The 20,246-nt window shown below is 44.6% G+C and carries 23 protein-coding genes and 1 other annotated feature; of the genes, 21 read left to right on the top strand and 2 right to left on the bottom strand.

Going from position 1 to position 20,246, the window contains the following annotated elements; all coding sequences use genetic code 11:
* Window positions 1–15 precede the first annotated feature (15 nt).
* The 20 genes from G596_RS0112430 (at window position 16) to rsmH (ending at window position 16,630) form a co-directional block, all read left to right on the top strand.
* The gene (locus G596_RS0112430; protein WP_022762171.1) at window positions 16–735 is read left to right on the top strand and encodes a metal ABC transporter ATP-binding protein; all 720 of its coding nucleotides are present in this window, start codon (window positions 16–18) and stop codon (window positions 733–735) included.
* 1 nt (window position 736) lies between these two features.
* Window positions 737–1,576 carry a metal ABC transporter permease gene (locus G596_RS0112425; RefSeq protein WP_022762170.1) on the top strand — a complete coding sequence of 280 codons (840 nt, stop codon included), beginning with the start codon at window positions 737–739 and terminating at the stop codon, window positions 1,574–1,576.
* On the top strand, window positions 1,573–2,172 hold the full coding sequence (locus tag G596_RS22055; RefSeq protein ID WP_022762169.1) for a hypothetical protein: 600 nt from the start codon (window positions 1,573–1,575) through the stop codon (window positions 2,170–2,172). Before G596_RS0112425 ends, G596_RS22055 begins: the two co-directional genes overlap by 4 nt.
* Window positions 2,173–2,231: 59 nt before the next feature.
* Window positions 2,232–2,487 (top strand) — a binding site (T-box leader).
* A 124-nt stretch (window positions 2,488–2,611) separates the two neighbouring features.
* Window positions 2,612–4,354: a proline--tRNA ligase gene (locus G596_RS0112415; protein ID WP_022762168.1), complete on the top strand. Its 1,743-nt coding sequence runs from the start codon at window positions 2,612–2,614 to the stop codon at window positions 4,352–4,354.
* A 171-nt stretch (window positions 4,355–4,525) separates the two neighbouring features.
* A complete protein-coding gene (locus G596_RS23880; RefSeq protein ID WP_022762167.1) occupies window positions 4,526–5,152 on the top strand; it encodes a TetR/AcrR family transcriptional regulator in 627 nt (208 codons plus the stop codon).
* Between the two features lie 76 nt (window positions 5,153–5,228).
* Complete coding sequence (locus G596_RS0112405) at window positions 5,229–6,077, top strand: ABC transporter ATP-binding protein (RefSeq protein ID WP_026671313.1); 849 nt, start codon at window positions 5,229–5,231, stop codon at window positions 6,075–6,077.
* Between the two features lie 12 nt (window positions 6,078–6,089).
* Window positions 6,090–6,770, top strand: a complete 681-nt coding sequence (locus G596_RS0112400) for a fluoroquinolone export ABC transporter permease subunit (protein ID WP_022762165.1) — start codon at window positions 6,090–6,092, stop codon at window positions 6,768–6,770.
* 3 nt (window positions 6,771–6,773) lie between these two features.
* A complete protein-coding gene (locus tag G596_RS0112395) occupies window positions 6,774–7,487 on the top strand; it encodes a hypothetical protein (protein ID WP_022762164.1) in 714 nt (237 codons plus the stop codon).
* Window positions 7,488–7,555: 68 nt separating this feature from the next.
* The gene (locus tag G596_RS0112390) at window positions 7,556–8,185 is read left to right on the top strand and encodes a 5' nucleotidase, NT5C type (RefSeq protein ID WP_022762163.1); all 630 of its coding nucleotides are present in this window, start codon (window positions 7,556–7,558) and stop codon (window positions 8,183–8,185) included.
* Window positions 8,182–8,736, top strand: a complete 555-nt coding sequence (locus G596_RS0112385) for an NAD(P)H-dependent oxidoreductase (protein WP_022762162.1) — start codon at window positions 8,182–8,184, stop codon at window positions 8,734–8,736. Before G596_RS0112390 ends, G596_RS0112385 begins: the two co-directional genes overlap by 4 nt.
* A 68-nt stretch (window positions 8,737–8,804) precedes the next feature.
* Complete coding sequence (locus G596_RS0112380; RefSeq protein WP_022762161.1) at window positions 8,805–9,287, top strand: GNAT family N-acetyltransferase; 483 nt, start codon at window positions 8,805–8,807, stop codon at window positions 9,285–9,287.
* Window positions 9,226–9,543 carry an ATP-binding cassette domain-containing protein gene (locus G596_RS26095; protein WP_081646740.1) on the top strand — a complete coding sequence of 106 codons (318 nt, stop codon included), beginning with the start codon at window positions 9,226–9,228 and terminating at the stop codon, window positions 9,541–9,543. The genes G596_RS0112380 and G596_RS26095 overlap by 62 nt, the downstream gene beginning before the upstream one ends.
* Window positions 9,495–9,692 carry a hypothetical protein gene (locus G596_RS24920; RefSeq protein ID WP_155829264.1) on the top strand — a complete coding sequence of 66 codons (198 nt, stop codon included), beginning with the start codon at window positions 9,495–9,497 and terminating at the stop codon, window positions 9,690–9,692. The genes G596_RS26095 and G596_RS24920 overlap by 49 nt, the downstream gene beginning before the upstream one ends.
* A 20-nt stretch (window positions 9,693–9,712) precedes the next feature.
* Window positions 9,713–10,057 (top strand): phenylpyruvate tautomerase MIF-related protein, encoded by a 345-nt coding sequence (locus G596_RS0112365; RefSeq protein WP_022762158.1) that lies wholly within the window; start codon window positions 9,713–9,715, stop codon window positions 10,055–10,057.
* Window positions 10,058–10,153: 96 nt separating this feature from the next.
* Entirely contained in the window at window positions 10,154–10,828 is a 675-nt protein-coding gene (locus G596_RS0112360) for an HAD family hydrolase (protein ID WP_242829189.1), read from the top strand.
* A gap of 55 nt (window positions 10,829–10,883) precedes the next feature.
* Window positions 10,884–11,789, top strand: a complete 906-nt coding sequence (locus G596_RS22045; RefSeq protein WP_022762156.1) for a metallophosphoesterase family protein — start codon at window positions 10,884–10,886, stop codon at window positions 11,787–11,789.
* Window positions 11,786–12,964, top strand: coding sequence for a glycerate kinase family protein (locus G596_RS0112350; RefSeq protein ID WP_022762155.1), 1,179 nt, complete (start codon window positions 11,786–11,788; stop codon window positions 12,962–12,964). Before G596_RS22045 ends, G596_RS0112350 begins: the two co-directional genes overlap by 4 nt.
* 402 nt (window positions 12,965–13,366) lie before the next feature.
* A complete protein-coding gene (locus tag G596_RS0112345; RefSeq protein ID WP_022762154.1) occupies window positions 13,367–14,269 on the top strand; it encodes a radical SAM protein in 903 nt (300 codons plus the stop codon).
* Window positions 14,270–14,280: 11 nt separating this feature from the next.
* Entirely contained in the window at window positions 14,281–15,534 is a 1,254-nt protein-coding gene (locus G596_RS0112340; RefSeq protein WP_022762153.1) for a coproporphyrinogen-III oxidase family protein, read from the top strand.
* Window positions 15,535–15,592: 58 nt separating this feature from the next.
* Complete coding sequence (rsmH, locus tag G596_RS0112335) at window positions 15,593–16,630, top strand: 16S rRNA (cytosine(1402)-N(4))-methyltransferase RsmH (protein WP_022762152.1); 1,038 nt, start codon at window positions 15,593–15,595, stop codon at window positions 16,628–16,630.
* Window position 16,631: 1 nt separating this feature from the next.
* Here the strand turns inward: rsmH and G596_RS0112330 are convergent, their stop codons facing one another.
* Together G596_RS0112330 and G596_RS0112325 are read right to left on the bottom strand one after the other, a co-directional pair.
* Window positions 16,632–17,399, bottom strand: coding sequence for a response regulator transcription factor (locus G596_RS0112330; RefSeq protein ID WP_022762151.1), 768 nt, complete (start codon window positions 17,397–17,399; stop codon window positions 16,632–16,634).
* Between the two features lie 85 nt (window positions 17,400–17,484).
* Window positions 17,485–19,185 carry a sensor histidine kinase gene (locus tag G596_RS0112325; RefSeq protein ID WP_081646739.1) on the bottom strand — a complete coding sequence of 567 codons (1,701 nt, stop codon included), beginning with the start codon at window positions 19,183–19,185 and terminating at the stop codon, window positions 17,485–17,487.
* 138 nt (window positions 19,186–19,323) lie between these two features.
* Here G596_RS0112325 and G596_RS0112320 point away from each other — a divergent pair, with 138 nt between their 5' ends.
* Complete coding sequence (locus tag G596_RS0112320) at window positions 19,324–20,232, top strand: ABC transporter permease (protein WP_022762149.1); 909 nt, start codon at window positions 19,324–19,326, stop codon at window positions 20,230–20,232.
* Window positions 20,233–20,246 lie beyond the last annotated feature (14 nt).

Raw genomic sequence — 20,246 nt, 5'->3', positions numbered from 1 at the left:
AAAGTGAGAATTATTATGAAGTTATTATCTGTCAGCAACCTGACTCTTGGTTATGACCACGCAGTAGTGGCAAGGAATTTGCATTTTGAGGTTAATGAGGGTGACTATCTTTGCATCGTCGGGGAAAACGGCTCCGGAAAAACGACTCTCATGAAAACACTCCTTGGCCTTTGCGACAAGGTCTCCGGTGATGTGATTTTTGGAAACGGAATAACAAAAAATGAAATAGGATATCTTCCGCAACAGACGATCGTTCAGAGGGACTTTCCTGCGTCAGTAAAGGAAATCGTAATCTCCGGATGCCAGACTAAGCCTGGGTTTCGACCTTTTTACACAAAGAAAGAAAAAGAGCTTGCGGATAAGAATATGGAAAAGCTGGGGATTACAGAGCTTGCTGACAGATGCTACAGAGAACTCTCCGGCGGACAACAGCAACGAGTCCTTCTGGCCAGAGCTCTCTGTGCCGCAGGGAAAATTCTTCTTCTGGATGAACCTGTGTCGGGACTTGATCCGCAGATTACAGGGGAGATGTACGAGCTTATAAGCAAGCTGAATGTTGACGGAATGACGATAATCATGATATCCCATGATATTCAGGCAGCGATAAGATATGCAAGCCATATTCTGTATATGTCGGATGATATCTTCTTTGGAACCGCCGAGGAATTCATGGCGAGCGAAAAAGGTAAACTTTTTATCGAGTATGAAAAACTTAACACAAGGAGGGCAGTGTGACATGGAAAAGCTTTTATTTTATATGCAATATCCCTTTGTAAGATATGCACTGATTGTCGGTGTTCTGATAGCTCTGTGTTCATCGCTTCTTGGAGTAACGCTCGTCCTGAAAAGATATTCCTATATCGGAGATGGGCTCTCACATGTGGCTTTTGGCGGGATTGCGGTGGCAAGCGTAGTGAATCTCACAAACAGAATGACACTGGTTCTTCCGATAACGATAATCAGCGCGATTTTTCTGCTAAGGACAAGCCGTAATGCGAAGGTGAAGGGGGATGCCGCAATCGCCATGATATCAGTCGGTGCACTGGCTTTCGGATATCTTATTATGAACGTGTTCGGGACGAGTTCCAACCTGACAGGTGATGTCTGCACGACGCTTTTCGGATCGACATCGATCCTGACGCTCACGATGACTGATGTATGGCTGTGCGTGGTTATGTCGGTGTTTGTTGTGGCTGCGTATGTGCTTCTATATAACAGAATTTTCGCAGTGACTTTTGATGAAAACTTCGCCAGGGCTGTCGGAACCAAAGTGGATTTTTACAACCTTCTTATCGCGGTGGTTACTGCAATTATCATTGTTCTTGCGATGAACCTTGTGGGTTCGCTTTTGATATCGGCACTTATTATTTTTCCGGCACTATCGGCGATGAGACTGTTTACCAGCTTTAAAAATGTGACTGTTTTTTCTGCAGTATTTTCCGTAGTGTGTGCGCTTGTGGGAATCATTGTTTCCATACTTGCCGGTACACCTGTAGGCTCAACCATTGTTGCTATCGACGCGGTTGGCTTTGCAATCTGCTGTGGCGGATCGCTAGCAGGGAGGAAGCTTGCATGAATAAAAATGTGATAAGGAACTTGCTGATAGTATGCTGTATGCTTGTGCTTGCGACAGCGTGTGGAAGCAAAAATGAAGAAGGGGAAATTACGGAAGACTTAACTTCAGACGTATACGATATATCAACAGAGACAGCTACCAAAGATGAAATCGACACATTAATAGATAGTTCTTCCGCAGACGAAACTGACACACCAACAGAAGCCACTGCTACAACTGCATCAGACGCATCAACACTAACCGCAGGCACAGATTCAACCGACACCTCCGAGGTTGATCTCACAGCGATGTCATCCACCATGATCTACGCGGAGGTATATCAGATGATGATGACTCCGGGCATGTATGTCGGAAGAAAGGTGAAGATGCAAGGCCTTTATGACATCTACCACGACGATACCACCGGGAAGGACTATCACTCTTGCATAATAACGGATGCGACCGCTTGCTGCGCCCAGGGAATTGAGTTCGAACTGGCAGATGGGAACTATCCGGAGACAGATGTTCCGGAAGTGACAGTGGAGGGTATTTTCAATACCTATGAGGAGAACGGTGCGATGTACTGCACACTCACAGATGCAAGGCTCCTAAATTAAACCAGGCTTCGCTGAGAGAAAAGGGCTTGTATTTTTTCTGATATGGATTAAAATAACAGTTAAATGCTAAGAACAGAAATAGTAGGTATCTTGAGACCTTCAGAGAGGAGCCGGTTGGTGAGAGGCTTCGGTTTTCGGATATTGAACCCGTCTGGGAGCAGCAGAAGGGAAAACTGATTTTATTCAAGAGAATCAGAAACTTCTGACGGAGGTCACCGTGATCATAGACATGCGAGTGCTTGCTTGCAATGAGGTGCAGGTTTTCAGGCCTGAATTTAGGTGGTAACGCGGATAAAAACATTATTCGTCCTAAGTGTACAAATAAAGTATGCTTAGGACTTTTCTTTTGCGAAGCATTTTCGAGTTCGTGTCTGCTTCACACGCAAAGGTCAACAGGCATACACAACCTCATTATTTGTTGTGAAAGGAGTTATGCATTATGAAACTTAGCAAATTAGTCGGAGTGAGATTCAAGGAAAAGCCCGCTTTCTGTGTGATTGACAGTCACACTTACAGCCTTCGCGGCGGTTATGTAAAGCGTGTATCAAACGGTATTTTTTCACTTTACACGCCCATGAAGAAAGTTACTCAGAACATCGAGAAGATCCTGAGAGAGGAAATGGACGGTGTGGATTGCCAGGAAGTCATGTTTCCTGTGGTTCTTCCGGGAGCACTTTGGGAGGAATCAGGACGCTATGAGAGCGTTGGCGAAGAGCTTTTGAGATTCAAGGATCGTAATGATACTCCTATGGTACTTGGTATGACCCATGAGGAGGCAGCTGTTCATCTTGCGAGAGAGTACGGAAGCACCTATGCAAATTATCCTTTCGCTTTTTATCAGATACAGACTAAGTATCGTGACGAGGCACGCCCCAGAGCAGGACTTATAAGAGTACGTGAGTTTACAATGAAGGATGCTTATTCTTTCCACACTTCTCAGGAAGACCTTGAGAAATACTATGACAGAATGGCAAACGCTTATGACAGAATTTTCGAGAGAGCTGGTATTCCTGATGTTATCTCGGTTAAGTCTGATTCGGGTATGATAGGAGGAAGCGTATCTCACGAGTATATGCTGCTTACGGACGCAGGAGAGGATTCCATTGCACTGTGTGATGACTGCGGTTACAGCGCAAATATGGAGGCAGCTGAAACAACCGTGGACAATTCCGGATGCACGCCTGCAGGTGAGCTTAAGAAGGTTTACACACCTGATTGCAAGACCATCGAAGATGTATGCGCTTTCCTAAAGAGCAAAGTTGAGGAGTCCTGTAAGGCTGTTGTTTATCAGATAAATGCGACCGATGAGTACGTTGTTGTTTTCATTCGCGGAGACTACGAGGTCAATGAGACGAAGCTTGTAAACTACCTCCATGAGGAGGTTCACCCGGCTGAGATCACTGAGGAATCGGGACTTGTTGCCGGCTTCTGCGGACCTTACGAGCAGCACGGCAATTGCAGGATTGTTTATGATAAGTCACTTGAAGGCATCGAGAACCTGTGTTGCGGCGGCAACGAGACAAACTATCACTACACAGGCCTTAACATCAAGAGAGACATCGGAGATGTGGAGTACGTTGATGTCAGCAAAATTCGTGACGGTGACATCTGTCCCTGCTGCGGTAAGAAAACCATAAGAATCAGCAGAGGTATTGAGGTCGGTAATATTTTCCAGCTCGGTACCAAATACTCAGACAGCATGAAGATGACCTATACGGATGAGGACGGTAGTTCCAAGACACCCATCATGGGATGCTACGGAATCGGTGTTGGTCGCCTTGCAGCAAGTATCATGGAAGCCCGCCACGATGACAAGGGGCCTATCTGGCCCATCACTGTTGCACCCTGGAAGGTGCATGTTTGCTGCATGAGAAGAGATGACGATGCCTGCAGAGAAGCAGCTGACAAGATCTATGAGGAACTCACAAACATGGGCGTAGAGGTTATCTATGATGACAGAGATGTCCGCGCCGGCGTCATGTTTGCCGATGCAGATCTCCTGGGCGTTCCGGTTCGCGTGATTGTTGGTCCCAAGGCTCTTGCTAACGGAGAGATTGAGCTCTGCACAAGAGATAAGAGCGTACAGCTCTCTGTGAAAAAAGAAGATATCATCGCTGAAACCAAGAAGCTCATGGATTCTCTTTATGAAGAGATTAATTCCAAGGTGAAGAGCAGAATATAATAAAATGCCCCTTTTACAGGATGAAAATAGTCCTGTAAAAGGGGTATTTTTATGCCCTGAATTATTTTTTTGACTAAAAATATAAAAATAGTCAGAAAAGCATTGACATCGATGTGTGAGAAGGGCTATTATGACTAAAAATACAAATTTGGTCAAAAAGAGGATAAGTATATGCCAAAAACCTACACAGAAAGTGAAAGAGAGCAGATCATTATCCGCTTAAAGAAAGCAGCCAATGAGATGCTGATGAAAAAAGGTGTCAAGAAGACTACCGTGGATGAGTTGGTAAAACTTGCCGGAATTCCAAAGGGAACATTCTACCTTTTTTATCCATGTAAAGAGGTGCTGTTTTTCGATGCGGCCCAGGATTTCCATGAGCAGGTGGATGACTATATTACAAAGGGATTTCTTTCCATAATCGCAAGCCATAATATTGATCCCGAGGAGGAGGGAGCCTTCTCTGAATGTATCGATGAGATCGCTGAGGTGATCCTCGGGGCGATGGAAATTACAACCACTTCCTGCCTCAAGGTACTGCTTGAGCCTGAGGCGATGAACCAGGTTCTTTCGAAGCTTCCGGAGGATCTGCTTCAAAACCACAGGGATCAGGACACCCGTATGGGAGCAGGTATTATAGCAAAAGTGGCTGCAAGGAAGGGGCTCGACGTCGAGGCAGTTGTTGGATCCTTTTCAATGATTTTATTCGGTTCTATGTACAAGCATGTCATTGGAGAGGAGAACCTCAGAGAGAGCATGCGCATGCTGGTAAAAGGACTGGTTATACAGATTTTGGAATAAAACTCAGGATTCTAATAACTGTACGATTTTTAGGACAGCATAAAAAAGAGGAGATCAGGCTATGACAGACAACAAGGTGATTGATGTTAGAAATGTTTATTTCAGCTACAGTAAAACTCCCTTTCTGAAGGACATTACTTTTTCTGTAGATAAGGGAGAAATTTTCGGATTCCTCGGACCCTCCGGTGCAGGTAAGAGCACCCTGCAGAAGGTGCTTACCGGAATATGCACAAACTATGAGGGGAGCGCCAGCATTCTAGGTACCGAGAGCAAAAATCACGGCAAGGATTTTTATGAGAAAATCGGTGTCGATTTTGAATTCCCGAGCCTTTTTGATAAGCTTTCCGCCAGGGAAAATCTCAAATACTTCGCGTCACTCTACAGCGGAAACAAAAGGGATATCGATGAACTTCTAAAGGAAGTCGGCTTGTATGAGCACGCAGATAAGAAGGTTTCAGCTTTTTCCAAGGGCATGAAATCCAGACTGAACTTCATCAAGTCGCTGATCCACGATCCGGACGTGCTGTTTCTGGATGAGCCCACCAGCGGCCTTGATCCCAATAACGCCAAGATTATGAAGGACCTTATCCGGAATGAGAAGGAGAAGGGGAAGACCATCATTCTCACTACGCACGACATGCAGGATGCGACCGAGCTTTGTGACAGAGTTGTGTTTATCGTGGACGGCCAGATGAAGGCGGTGGATACTCCGCATAATTTCATTATGAGTCGCGGTGCAGCCAGAGTGACCTACACCTATATGGAGAACGGACAGGAGCGAATGGTGAGCACGATTCTTTCGGACATCAGTGGCGACGAGACTTTAAAGCAGCTTATTGATGAAAACCGGATAACCTCGATTCACAGCGGGGAGCCCACACTCAATGATATTTTTATTGAGATAACCGGCACACATTTGGACTAACGGGTGACTACTATGAGACAAGCGAATGTAATAAAAGGTGACATCATCTTTCAGTGGAAGTACGGCTTTTATTTTCTGTACGTCCTCGTAATTCTGGTTTACATGATAATCTTCTCATTCTTTGAAGGAAATATCAGGAACATCATTGTGTCCTGCTGCGTATATTCGGATCCGGCTGCAATGGGGATGTTCTTTATGGGAGCGTTGATCCTGCTTGAAAAGAGCCAGCATATCACAAGCTCAATAGTAATTTCGCCGGTTACACCCACAGAGTATATCTTCGGAAAAGTGATTTCCTTTGCGATAATCTCTCTGGTTGTGGGGCTTGTGTTGATCCTTTTTGGATCTACCTATAACCTGTTTTTGTGTATGGCGGGGATACTCGCAGGATCGATTCTCTTTAGCCTGTGCGGAGTTATAGTTGGAACAAAGGTCAGTAACCTCAATCAATACATACTGGGTACCGTGCCCTTTGAAGTTATAGGTTTTGCGCCTGTTATCGTGTATAGAGCAGGGATTATGTGGGACAATCCGCTGATGCTGATTCACCCCGGATGCGCAGCTATGAGGCTGATTGAGGGAAATACCGATATGTTGCCATTTTCACTGATAAGCCTTGCTGCGTGGATTGGAGTTCTGTATCTTATCGCACAAAGATGCGTCATTAGAATGTATAAGAATGTTGGAGAATAAACTATGAGTGCTACATGTAAGATGTTTGGATTTATGGTAAAACAGATAACCCGCGATATGATGATGATCATGCTGGTCATCGCACCCTTTTTGGTGGGGAGTATCTTCAGATTCGGAGTACCGATTTTTGAGGAAAAGATTCTTGCAGGGTTTGGTTATGGCAGCTTTCTTGTGCCCTACTATGATTTTTTCAGTTGGCTCCTTGCAATTCTCACGGGTATGATGTTTGCCTTCATAGGAGGACTTGTGGTTCTTGGAGAAATCGACGACGGGATCGCAAAATATATACTGGTGACACCGCCCGGAGAAAACGGGTATCTTCTATCAAGAATCCTTCTTCCAGGAGTGATATCGGGAGCCATGACAGCGGTTATTCTTCCTGTATTTGCCCTTACAAAGTTGAGTATTCCCGTAATTTTTGTTATGGTTATTTCATCATCACTTTGCGGAATAATCACATCCTTTCTTGTTGTGGCCATATCTTCCAACAAGGTAGAGGGCATGGCAGTTGGCAAGTTGTCCGGCCTGTTTGGCATCACCTTTTTTGTTCCGTTTTTCATAAAGGGAGCAGTCAGATATGTGTTTATCCCATTTCCCATGTATCATGTGGGTGTGTGGTCGAAGGATGAGACGCCCGTAAGCCTTTTTATTGCAGCTGTTCTTTTTGCAATATGGGGCGCGGTGTTGCTTAAGCTTTTCAGAAGAAAATTTCAATAATGCCTTCCCCCTATGAAAGGGGGAAGGTGTCAGCGTAGCTGACGGATGAGGGGTAAAAGGAGATAATTATGTACAGCAGAGAACCGCTGAAAATTTACGTAGATTTTGATGATTGTCTATGCGAGACGGCACTATCTTTTGTCGAGATCGCATCCAGACTTTTTGGGAAAAATGTCCCCTACGAAGAGCTCCATTCCTTTAATCTTCAGGAGTCCTTTTCACTGAATGATGAAGAATACGCTGAGCTGATGAAGGAGGGACATCGCCCCGAGATTCTTCTTTCCTATGAAGAGACGCCCGGAGCATCAAGGGTTCTTAATGAACTAATTGATGAGGGACATGAAGTTTTTGTAATTACAGGCCGTCCTTTCGCAGCTTATGAGGCATCAAAACAGTGGCTTGAGGAGCATGATTTAAGTCGCCCGAAGCTATTTTTTCTTAATAAATACGGAAGAGACTTTTTCTATAAAGGCGGTGAGTTCAACCTGGAACTCGAGGACTATTACAAGATGCATTTTGATTATGCGGTGGAGGATTCACCCATGGCTTTCGGATTCTTCGATCATCTGCCGGATCTAAATGTCCTGGTGTTTGACAGACCCTGGAACAGCAAAGCAGAATTTCCCGGTGCAAACTATCATCGCTGCACCGACTGGGATATAATTCGTGACCGGATCAGAAAAGGAGGAATAAAATGATTCTTTACATTGATGCGTGTGTTCGTGAAAATTCCAGAACTAAGAGACTTGCGGATGCTCTTATGGAAAAACTCTCAGGAGAGGTCAAGTATGTAAAGCTGGAAGATATCAGTTTTGAGACCACAAGCGAAGAATATCTGACTAAGAGAGAAAATCTCATTGAGCAGTGCGCTTTCGATGATAAGATGTTTGATCTTGCAAGACAGTTTGCCAAGGCGGATACGATAGTTATCGCTGCGCCTTATTGGGATCTGTCTTTTCCTGCAAAATTGAAGCAGTATATTGAAGCCATAAATGTACTTGGAATCACCTTTTTATATACCCCGGAGGGCATGCCCAAGGGAATGTGTAAGGCTGACAAACTATACTATGTTACGACAGCCGGCGGCCCTGTGGTTCCCGATGAATACGGCTATGGCTATATAAAAGCGCTCGCTGAGAGTTACTACGGAATTAAGGACGTGAGCCTTATAAAGGCCAGCGGACTCGACGTTCTGGGAGCAGACGTCGATGCAATTATGAACGAAGCGATTGCTTCCATTTCAGTGTGAAAAGTTTGAACTATACTAATAAGAATGCCGTAAGGTTGAGAAAGAGGTTTTGATGTGGAGGTAATAAAGTGGGGGAAATTGAACTCGCAACAAAGAACGACAGAGAGCAGATACTGGCTTTATATGAGATGCAAAAGGGCAGGGAGTTTTGTGCGTGGGATGAGGATTATCCGTCGAATGAAACGATTGACTTTGATCTGTCCAGAGATGCTCTGTTTATTATAAAGGAAGATGATAAGGTAATTGCTGCAATTTCTCTTGAAGTAGACGAAGCTGTGGATAGCCTGGAATGTTGGAATAAAGAACTTTTTCCCGGGGGAGAGCTTGCACGTGTTGCGGTGGATCCGTCCATGCAGGGTAAGGGAATTGCAAGAAAACTTATGCAGCGCGGTATGGATGAACTCAAAGCGCGCGGCTACAAGAGCATCCATTTTCTTGTGAATAAGTACAATGTAAAAGCTATACGTTGCTACTCGGTTTTTGATTTTAATGTTGTCGGCGAATGCTTCATGTACGATCAGGACTTCCTGTGCTACGAGAAGGCGCTGTAATAGGAGGCTTAGAAGTTTCGGGATGTGTATGAAAAAAGGAGAACGGATGGCTTACAAGCAGAACAGTGAAAAAATCATAACTCTTGAAAATGCGACTAAAATATATGCCGGAAACACGGTGCTGGATGGCATTTCACTTTCGTTTGTCAGGGGGGAGTCTGTCGCTTTTATTGGACACAACGGCTGCGGGAAAAGCACGATGTTCTTTTGCTTGATGAGCCTCTTTCGGACAACAATTTTTTCACAAGAAACATGACCGCTTTTGATGTGATATTCGGCGGCCTGATTATCTTTGTGAGCGGACTTGCAGGTATGCTACTGATCTGCATTCATATGGTGGGCTATTTTCTGGTGGTTATGCTATTGAAAATCAAGTTATTGGGAATTAAGAAGTTCAGATTTTAATGATATAGGAGGAAAAAGTCATGCCATTTATTTCAACAAAAACAAATGTAACAGTATCAAAAGAAAAAGAAGTTCAGCTCAAAGAGCGTCTTGGAAAGGCAATCTCAATCATCCCCGGAAAGAGCGAGAGCTGGCTCATGCTGGCCATTGAAGGTGATATTCCAATGTACTTCAGGGGAGATGATTCTGCGCCTACCGCATTCATTGAGGTTAAGATTTACGGTAATGCATCTCCGGATACCTATGGGAAGATGACAAAGGAACTGACCGGAATATACGGCGACATTCTTGGGGTAGCGCCTGATCATATGTATATCCGCTATTTCGGATCTGATGATTGGGGATGGAACGGAAACAATTTCTGATAGATAGTGAGGATGCTTAAGGAGCGCATTGTGCATGCGCTCCTTTTATTTTATTATAGTATCTATGTGAAAAAAGACTTTTGCGGAGGAGATGAAATGGGCGATATTGCAGCTATGAAAAAATTTGAGGCGGTAGTTTTTGATATGGACGGAGTCATCTTCGACTCCGAGAGAGCAACAATGTATTGCTGGATAGAGCTGGCTGAGAAGTACGGGATTGAAGGGATTGAGAAGCCTTATCTTGAGTGCACCGGCACAAATGATGCAAAGACAAGAGAAATCATGATGAACGCCTATGGACCGGATTTTCCTTATGATGAGTACGCGAAGGAAGCTTCGAAGATGTACCATGAAAAATATGATGGCGGAAGACTCCCGATGAAAAGCGGAGTTTTTGAGATTTTGGATTTTTTGAAGAATAATGGGAAAAAGATTGCCCTTGCATCATCAACCAGAAGGCAGACCGTAGTTAACCAGCTAAGGGATGCGAAAATTCTGGACTATTTTGATGAGATAGTAACGGGAGATATGGTTTCAAAGAGTAAGCCTGAGCCTGACATTTTTCTGCTCGCCTGTGAGAAAATAGGCGTTGCACCGGAAAATGCCTATGCGATCGAGGACTCCTTCAACGGCATAAGAGCCGCTCACAGAGGCGGGCTTCGGCCGATAATGGTTCCGGATCTTCTGCCTGCGGACGATGAGATGAAACAGCTTTCGGAAGCAGTGCTCGATAGTTTGAACGACGTGATTATTTATTTTTCTCAGAATTAGCCTTCCCCCTGGGGGAAGGTGGCGCGAAGCGCCGGATGAGGGGAAGGAGGTTCCCATGAAAATCGGAATCCTATCCGATATACACAGCAATATAGTGGCCTTTAAGGAATGCATAAAGTATTTGGAGAAGGAAGGCTGCGATGAATATATTTTCCTTGGCGACTATGTGTCTGACACACCCTACACCAGGGAAACAATGGACTGTCTCTACGAGTTTATCGGCTCGCATACATGCCACCTTCTAAGGGGGAACAGAGAAGAGTACATGCTCGGGCAGCAGAAGGTACTAAAAGAAGGCAGGCGAGATCAGTTTTGGAGATACAATTCCGCAAGTGGGAATCTGCTTTTTACCTATGAACAATTGACTGATGAGGACCTGGATTTTTTCAGTAAATTACCAATTACTTTCGATTATGAAAAAAACGGCTATCCCACAATTAGGTGCTGTCACGGATCGCCGGTAAGTTCCAGGGAACTCATACAGCTTGGAAGTGATGAAGCAAGGTCCTGGCTCGATAAGATTCCGTGCGATTACATGATATGTGCGCACACCCATTTCCCCGGAGAATATGTTTACAAAGACAAGCATTATATGAACTCGGGATGCATCGGAATATCCATAAATGATGCAGGATTTGCTCAGTGCATGATCCTGGAGGACGAGCTATCTGATGGCAAAGTTGTATGGAAGCCGACATTTCTGAAGATACCTTATGACAATAAAAAAGTGGTTCACGACATGGTTTCATTTGGACTTCTTGAGAAAGGAAAATGGTTCATCAATTGCAACATCAAAATCCTTTTAACCGGAGAGGACCGCGCAGCGGAGATGGTAGCGCTGGCAGCAAAGCTCTCGGAGGAAGCCGGAGAACAGACCGTGTGGCCGGAGATTGACGAGAAGTATTTTGCACTTGCGGCAGAGGAATTTAATATTCCGGATTACCGGGAGGAGGCTTTATGAAAATAGTGACAGCCATAGATTCCTTTAAAGGGAGCATGTCCTCAATCGAGGCAGGAAATGCCTTTGCAAAAGGAGCGAGGAAAGTTGATCCAGACATAGAAGTTATAGTCAGACCTCTTGCGGATGGCGGCGAAGGAACTGTGGACGCCCTTATAGAAGGCATGAACGGACAGCGGATATCAGTGACTGTGTCAGGACCTTTAGGTAAACCAGTCATTTGCGATTACGGAATTATAAGTGAGAAAAAGCTGGCAGTAATTGAAATGAGCGGAGCAGCAGGCATTACGCTGCTTTCAGAGAGTGAGCTGAGTCCGCTTGATACTACGACCTACGGCGTCGGAGAAGTGATAAGAGATGCAATCGGCAAGGGATGCAGGAGATTCATAGTCGGAATCGGCGGAAGCGCCACAAACGACGGAGGAACAGGAATGCTTTCAGCCCTTGGCTACGAATTTCTTGATAAAAAAGGAGAGCCGATAGCCCTCGGAGCAAAGGGCCTTAAAGACCTTGCAGAAATTTCGGATGAGCATGTACTTCCGGAGCTTAAGGACTGCGAATTTCTGGTTGCCTGTGATGTGAAAAATCCGCTATGCGGACCAAACGGCTGCAGTGCAATATACGGACCTCAGAAGGGTGCAACCCCTGAGATGATAGGGGATATGGACAAGTGGCTTGAGAACTATGCAAGGTTGGCTATGGCAAAATACCCTGCAGATGCTAAGTGTCAGGGGACTAGTGCAGATGCTGAATATCCTGGGACCGGAGCAGCCGGCGGAATGGGCTTTGCCTTTCTTGTTTTTACAAATGCTACGCTGAAGCCCGGAATTGAGCTTGTTCTGGAGGAGACGAAGCTTGCGGAATATATAAAAGATGCAGACCTCGTCGTAACAGGTGAGGGCATGCTGGATGCGCAGACAGCGATGGGGAAGGCACCTGTCGGTGTAGCAGCACTTGCAAAAAAGTATGGCAAGACCGTAATCGCTTTCGCGGGCAGTGTTACAGAGGACGCCGGTGCCTGCAACAAAGCCGGAATTGATGCCTATTTTCCTATAGTCAGAGGTGTCACGACGCTTGAAGAAGCAATGCAGAAAGAGACTGCCATGAAGAATATGGAAGCTGCGGCTAAGCAGGTGATATCACTTTATGAGGTAAGTACGCGTTGCAAGGTGATTTGATGATTATTATGAGTGTATCTGTGTTTTGAAGGAAAATAAGGAAAACACAGATGATAATTTTGGCTGTATCTGTGTCTTGAAGGAAAATTAAGAAAACACAGACGATTATATGGGGTGATATCTGTGCTTAGATGAAAAATAGAAAAAACACAGATGACAACTTGGGAATCATCTGTGTTTTGAAGAAAACTGGGAAAAACACAGACGTTGCTCTAGAGGACTATCTGTGAAACAGAAAGAAATTTTAAAAACACAGAAGCTGTCCTATAAAGCATCTGTGAAATGGAAAGAAAAGTAAAAAACACAGATACTATCCCCAAAACGCATCTGTGAAATGAAAAGAAAAGCTAAAAGCACAGAAATCACCACTAAAGAAGAATAAGCACGCAAGGTGGGGAGGACATGAAAGCATCAGCATTTTGGCCGCTTATGCGGTTTGGAGTAAAGACAGTATTATTTAAGAAAAAGGATCCAATCCTGGGGACGGTTATAGTTACAGATAAGTGCAACTTAAAGTGCAAGCACTGCTCGGTAAACAACATAACGGCGGTGATGCATCCCTATGGACAGATAAAAGGTGAGATGAAGCAGCTCTTTGATATGGGCGTAAAAATTCTCTTTTTCTGCGGAGGCGAGACCTTTATCTGGAGAGATGGCGATAGGACTATAAAAGACCTTGTTCATGAAGCTAAAGCCATGGGTTTTCTCATAGTAAATGTGGTTACGAATGGGACATTTCCGATTGATCTTCCGGAGGCGGACCTGATACTGCTAAGTCTTGACGGAGACAGGGAGAGACATAACGCGGTCAGAGGCGACACCTACGATACCATCATGGAGAATATTAAAAATGCGACTTCGGACAACATCTGTTTTTACATGGCGGTCAATCAGATAAATAAGGATGCTATTCGAGACGTCTGCTATACAGCAAGAGACATGAAAAATGTCCGTGCAGTGTCCTTCAATTTCCATACGCCTTATCCCGATACGAGGGAGCTTGCGCTGTCTAAGGAAGAGAAGGCTCAGTGCTGTGAGGTTATATCGCAGATGATGGATGAGGGAGTTCCGGTCTTTAATTTAAAGAGCGCATTTCCGTACCTCATAAACAACAGCTTTCCCACACCCTGTGCGCAGTGCCTTGTAATCGAAAACGGCAAGATATCAGTGTGCGGACGATGCATCGATGTGCCCGGACTTTGCGATGAGTGCGGTTACTTCTTCGTTGCCGAGTACACACTTTTGTTTGGCGGCAACTTAAGAGTTATTTTTGAGATGTTTAGAACTTACTTGAAATACGTGTAATAGGATTTTATATGAGCTTTAAAACTGAACTTACAAGGATGTGGTTTACCAGAAGTCTTGAACCATTTACTTTTACCAATGAATACGACAACGAACTGGATTACGGAAAAGCCGAGCAATTGGGGCTCTACGTGCACATTCCGTTTTGCAGATCCATTTGCAACTTCTGTCCCTACTGCAAAGAGATTTATGATGAGAACAAAATGAGTGAGTACATAGATGCTCTCATCAAAGAGATACATCTTGTGGGCAGCAGGTATAAGGAAAAGAAGACAGTGACCAGCCTCTATTTCGGAGGTGGAACACCAGCGCTCGCAGCAGACAGAATTGGCGACATAGTAGGTGCTCTTAAGGAGCACTTCGTAATAACGGACGGAATTGGCTTAGAACTTCATCCGGATAATGTAGAACCTCAAACGCTAAGAAAACTGAAGGAAGCCGGTGTCACAAGAATCAGCATAGGAATACAATCCTTTCTGGAAAAATACGGCAGCGTACTTGGAAGAAAAAGCATTGATATAGATGCAATGAACAGGGCTTTGGACGAGGTGCCCTTTGATACTGTTTCCATGGACCTTATTTTTGCACTTCCCGGGCAGACAATAGAAGATTTGAAGTCAGATATAGATAAGGCCTTTGAGACCGGAGCCAATCATGTGGCAGTCTATCCCTTCATTGATTTTACCTTCACGAAAAGTCCGGTCAAGGCGATGCCTAAGCGGCAAAAGCGAGAACTCATGGATGAGATGACTGAGTATTTCGAGGAAAAGGGATTTTACAGGAGCTCTATCTGGACCTTTTCCACTAAGAAGGAAGAGAAGTATTCATCTATGACCAGGGAGAATTTCCTTGGCTTTGGATGCTCTGCAACAACTCTTCTAAAGGACAGCTTCAAGGTTAATACCTTTTCAACTAAAGAGTACTGCAAGCGCATAACAGAGGGAAAACTTCCGACTTCATTGACCATCCGTTTCAGGAAAAGACAGCGCATGGTCTATTACCTGTTCTGGACAGCATATAGCACAAGAGTGAATATAAGGGATTTTGAGGATTTCTTCGGAGTGCCTTTAAAGAAAATGTATGGCTTTGAAATTTTCATGGCGAAGCTATTCGGATATATTACTGAGGAAAATGGTATGCTGACGCTGACAAAAAAAGGCGCCTTCTATTTCCATTATTATGAAAACTACTACACGCTTTCCTACATCGATAAGATGTGGGGACTTATGCGAAAAGAGGCATTCCCTACGGGGATGAAGTTGTAAGCACTGATAAAATGCCGGGCAGGCTGTGCTTCCACAAAGAATAAATGAGGACAACAATATGGAACAACATAAGAGAAGAGTTCATTACTCCGGGAAGTATCCCAAGAAATTCGAAGAAAAATATAAGGAACAAAATCCGGAGAAGTATGCGGATACGGTTGCTCATGTAATTTCAAAGGGCTCGACTCCCGCGGGGATGCACATCTCCATCATGGTAAAAGAGATTCTTGATGTGCTGAAAATTCAGCCGGGTGAGCAAGGACTTGACTGCACTCTCGGGTATGGCGGTCACACCAGGAAGATGCTGGAGCAGCTTCAGGGAAAAGGTTGTGTGTATGGTCTGGATGTAGATCCTATTGAGTCGAAGAAGACTGTGGAGAGACTTCGCAAAGCCGGCTTTGATGAAAACCTGTTTAAATTCAAACTCACCAATTTTGCCAACATTGATGAAGTCTGCAAAGAAGCCGGGAAGTTTGACTTTGTACTGGCGGACCTCGGCGTTTCTTCCATGCAGATAGATGACCCCAAGAGGGGATTTTCCTACAAGATCGAAGGTCCGCTTGACCTGCGACTCGATCCGGAGCACGGACAATCCGCTGCAGAGAGACTTCACAGTATTACAAGAGATGAATTTGTGGGCATGCTCGCCACGAACTCCGACGAACCCTACGCGGAGGAGATTGCGGACAAGGTATTTAACCTTATGAAAAAAGGCGATCCCATGGATACGACTTCAGCCCTCAAAGCTGCGATAGAATCTGCTCTGTGGAAGGTACCAAAGGAAGAGAAAAACGATGCGATAAAAAAGAGCTGTGCCAGAGTATTTCAGGCGCTTCGAATAGATGTGAATTCGGAATTTGAGGTGCTTTATGCATTCCTGGAAAAGCTTCCGAATATCCTTAGTCCCGGTGGAAGAGTGGCGGTTCTGACTTTTCACTCAGGAGAGGACAGACTTGTGAAGCAGTCCTTCAAAGCTCTCTTCAAGGAAGGAGTCTACAGCGATATCTCCAGGGATGTCACAAGACCTTCACCCGAGGAACAAAGACTGAACCCACGCAGTAAATCCACAAAACTGAGGTGGGCTGTTAAGGCCTGAATTATTTCCCCCTGAACTCAATCGGGGTTACACCGAAACTCTTCTTGAACAGTCTCGTGAAATAAGAGTAATTGTCGTAGCCGACGTACTGTGCTATGTCGTGAATAGGATAGTCCGATTCGGTAAGCAGCTCCTTTGCAAGGGACAGGCGCTTTTCAATCACATAATTTTTGTAGCTCATGCCGGTCTCCTTCTTGAAGATTTTGGTTATGTAATCAGGATCGAAGAAGAACATGACTGAGAGCTGCTCGCGGCTTATTTCTTCACGAAAATGATCATCGACATACTTAAGAAGCGCCTTGATATTGGATTCGTTTTCGGAGGCATCGGTAGGAATCTCGGGAATTGTGGGACCGGCTTCGGAAAATGCTTCCCTGAGATCCCTGGTTTCCTGCAAGGATTCGGCTTCCTTCAGCGCTTTCTTTATGATCCTTGTGAGTTCTGCGTAGTCGATGGGCTTCAGGAAATAGTGGAAGCTCTTTAGCTCGATGGCTTTTTGCGCATAAGTAAAATCGGCATAATTTGTCAGGAAAATTGTGGGCACGGGATTTCCCTGCTCACGAAGAAAATTCAGCAGATCAAGACCTGAACCGTGTGGCATATCTATGTCACTAAGGAGCAGGTCTATATTATTATTCGCCATAATTTCTTTGGCGGTATTTATGTTGCCGGCGGTGAAAACCTCGGTTATTCCGAGGCTTTCCCAGGCTATTCCTTTTTGCAATGCCGCAATAACAAAGCGGTCATCGTCTACCAGCAGAACTTGCATTATTCATAATTCCTTTCAAAAACGGAAGCATCTTTATCCCAAAGAATATATTTTGTAGAGCTTAGAGCAATACTTTCCCAATCTTTCACTGTTTATGTTCATCCTTCGGAAGACCAACTTTCACGACACCTCCGCCTAATTCATCATTTTCCAAAGTGAACTCAAATCTATCCTCATAGAGAAGCTTAAGTCTTCTGATGCAGTTGGAGATTCCTATATGGGTGCCGTCATCTGTGGTCAGGTACTCACCTGCTCTGATTTTTTCTATAACTTCCGAAGGGAATCCCTGACCGTTATCTCTTATACAGATCTCAATGTAATCCTCATTGTTTCTGACATAGTCATGTCCCGTGATGGAGATCTTCAGAGAGTCGCCGGAGGGCTCCGCGTACTTGATGATATTTTCCACAAAAGTAATTAGAAGGAGCGGCGGAATCATCACGTCCATATCCTTTTCATCAATGTCGCAGCTATAATCGATGTCCTCCGAAAGGCGCATCATCTGGATATCAAGATAATCCTCAGCGTGCGCAATCTCACTGCTAAGCGGCACATAATCCTTGTCCGCCTGGAATAAATACCTGAAGTACTTAGATGTGAACTGCAGCATTTTCCTGGCTGCCGAGGTATCTCCGAGACTCAGCATACTGTCTATCGTCGTCAGGCAGTTTAAATAAAAGTGTGGTTTTATCTGTTGCTGCAGGAAAAGGATCCTGAATTTATTCTGATCAAGCTCAGCTTCGTATATGTTTATTCGAAGTCTTGTTATTTCGTGAACGAGGCTTTTAAACTGGTCATTTATCTGGTTGAGCTCCTGCATCTTGCTGTCTGTCAGATCGAGACTTGCGGACTCTGCGTCGGAGAGGGAATCCATTTTTGACAGATTACTTGAAAAAATCTTGATCGGAAGAATCACCCTCTTATAGGTTACAAGTATGTAGCCTCCCATAATTAAACTAAGAGCCAGAGCGGTCAGGACCACCAGGAACTGAAGAAGGAATATCTTACCGTAGTTGCCCAGCATGTCCGAATCGATAACCAGCGTGAAGGGAAGACCGGCGTCCTCGCCTCGAAAATAGAGCCTGTTGTAGTAATAACCGATAAGCCCTTCGGGGCTCTTTGCGCTCTGATAGTAAGTATTTCCCACAAGATCCTGGAAGGTGATATTGCCGTGTGATCCAAGATTGATTGTGAAGAGCGGAGACAATATATCATCAATGGAAACCAGCGAGATGAAGGTCCTATGTTTATAGGTGACCAGATAGTACAGATAAGTCTTTCCGTCTATAACACTTGGAATCCATGAAAAGCGGTCGCCGCTGGACGGTTTTTCGACATCATCAATTACCTTCTTTTTTATCTTCTTATAGGTCTCATAGTTTACTGTAAGTTCCGAGGCATTTATGAAAATATCGCCCTCATCCCAGTAGAAAAAGTACATATATTCCGAGCCTGTGGAATATTGCATATCACTTACTCGAAGGCGCAGATCATTACCCGCCTGCCTGAAGTCGCCCATGTGCTTCTCCGAAGAGAAGGCATCAAGAATGGGATCGTGCACGACTGTCCATTGGACGAAGTGCGCGATGGCATCAAGCCGGTGGCTTAGATCATTCTGATAAATTGTTATGGCATTTTCCAGTGCGAGATTGTTCTGTCTTCTTATTTCCCAAAAAGAGTAGCCGCTTATGAACACAAAAATAATGACTACAGGGATAGCTGTCCAAAGTGTTTTCCTTAAAATCTGCACCACCGGATAGCCCATATTTCTTCTTTTCGTTTTCATAGCTTAATTATAAGTAAAAGATTTAGATTGCACCACATTAAATCGTTTCCTGTTCGGAAAAGTGCTATCCATAAATCTGAAAAGTGCTATTTTTTGACTTTTGAAAAATATAACATTTAGCACGTAAGGAGAAACGACATGAAAGAAAAAACACTTAAGAATTTCAAAAAATACTATCAACTTTATCTGTTACTTGTGCCGTCGGCGATTTTGCTTTTTTGCTTTGCTTACCTTCCGATGGTCGGAATTGTAATCGCTTTTCAGAACTACTCGCCGGCACTCGGAATTTTACACAGCCCCTTCGTGGGAATGAAAAATTTTATACAGTACTTTAAGTCCTATCAGTTTGGGGTGACTATAAAGAACACGCTGTTGCTAAGTCTGTACAGCATAGCGGTGGGATTTCCCCTTCCGATTCTGCTGGCACTTATGTGTAACCAGATGAAGACAAAGATGTTCAAGAAGGTCTTCCAGGTAATCACCTACCTTCCGCACTTTATATCAACCATGGTTATGTGCGGATTGGTGCTGATCTTCTTATCACCCAGCAGCGGACTGTTCGCCAATCTGTGGAGGCTCTTCGGTCAGGAATTTCCGAATGTGATGTCAAGCGCGGCAAGCTTCAAGCACGTATATGTGTGGAGCGACATCTGGCAGCACCTTGGATGGGACAGCATCATATATCTGGCAGCTCTCGCAGGAATAGACCCCACTTATTACGAAGCTGCGACCGTGGATGGTGCGAGCACCCTTCAGAAAATCAGATACATCGATATTCCGATGATCATGCCGACAGCGATGGTGCTCCTTATCATGAGAGCTGGCAGTATCTTAGGCATAGGCTTTGAAAAGGTGTTCCTTCTTCAGAATGTTCAGAACATCATGAGCAGTGAGATCATCTCAACTTACGTATATAAGATGGGTATGCAGAGCATGCAGTATAGCCTCTCCACAGCGATCGGTCTGTTCAATACGGTAGTTAATGTGATAGTTCTCTTGCTCGTGAATTTCATGGCAAGGAAGTTGACAGACAGTAGTCTGTTTTGACAATGCCTTCTCCC

The sequence above is a fragment of the Butyrivibrio sp. AD3002 genome, from assembly GCF_000420905.1.
Lineage (GTDB): Bacteria > Bacillota > Clostridia > Lachnospirales > Lachnospiraceae > Butyrivibrio.
The sequence above is the reverse complement of the archived record's forward strand: the minus strand, read 5'-3'. Positions and strand labels throughout refer to the sequence as shown.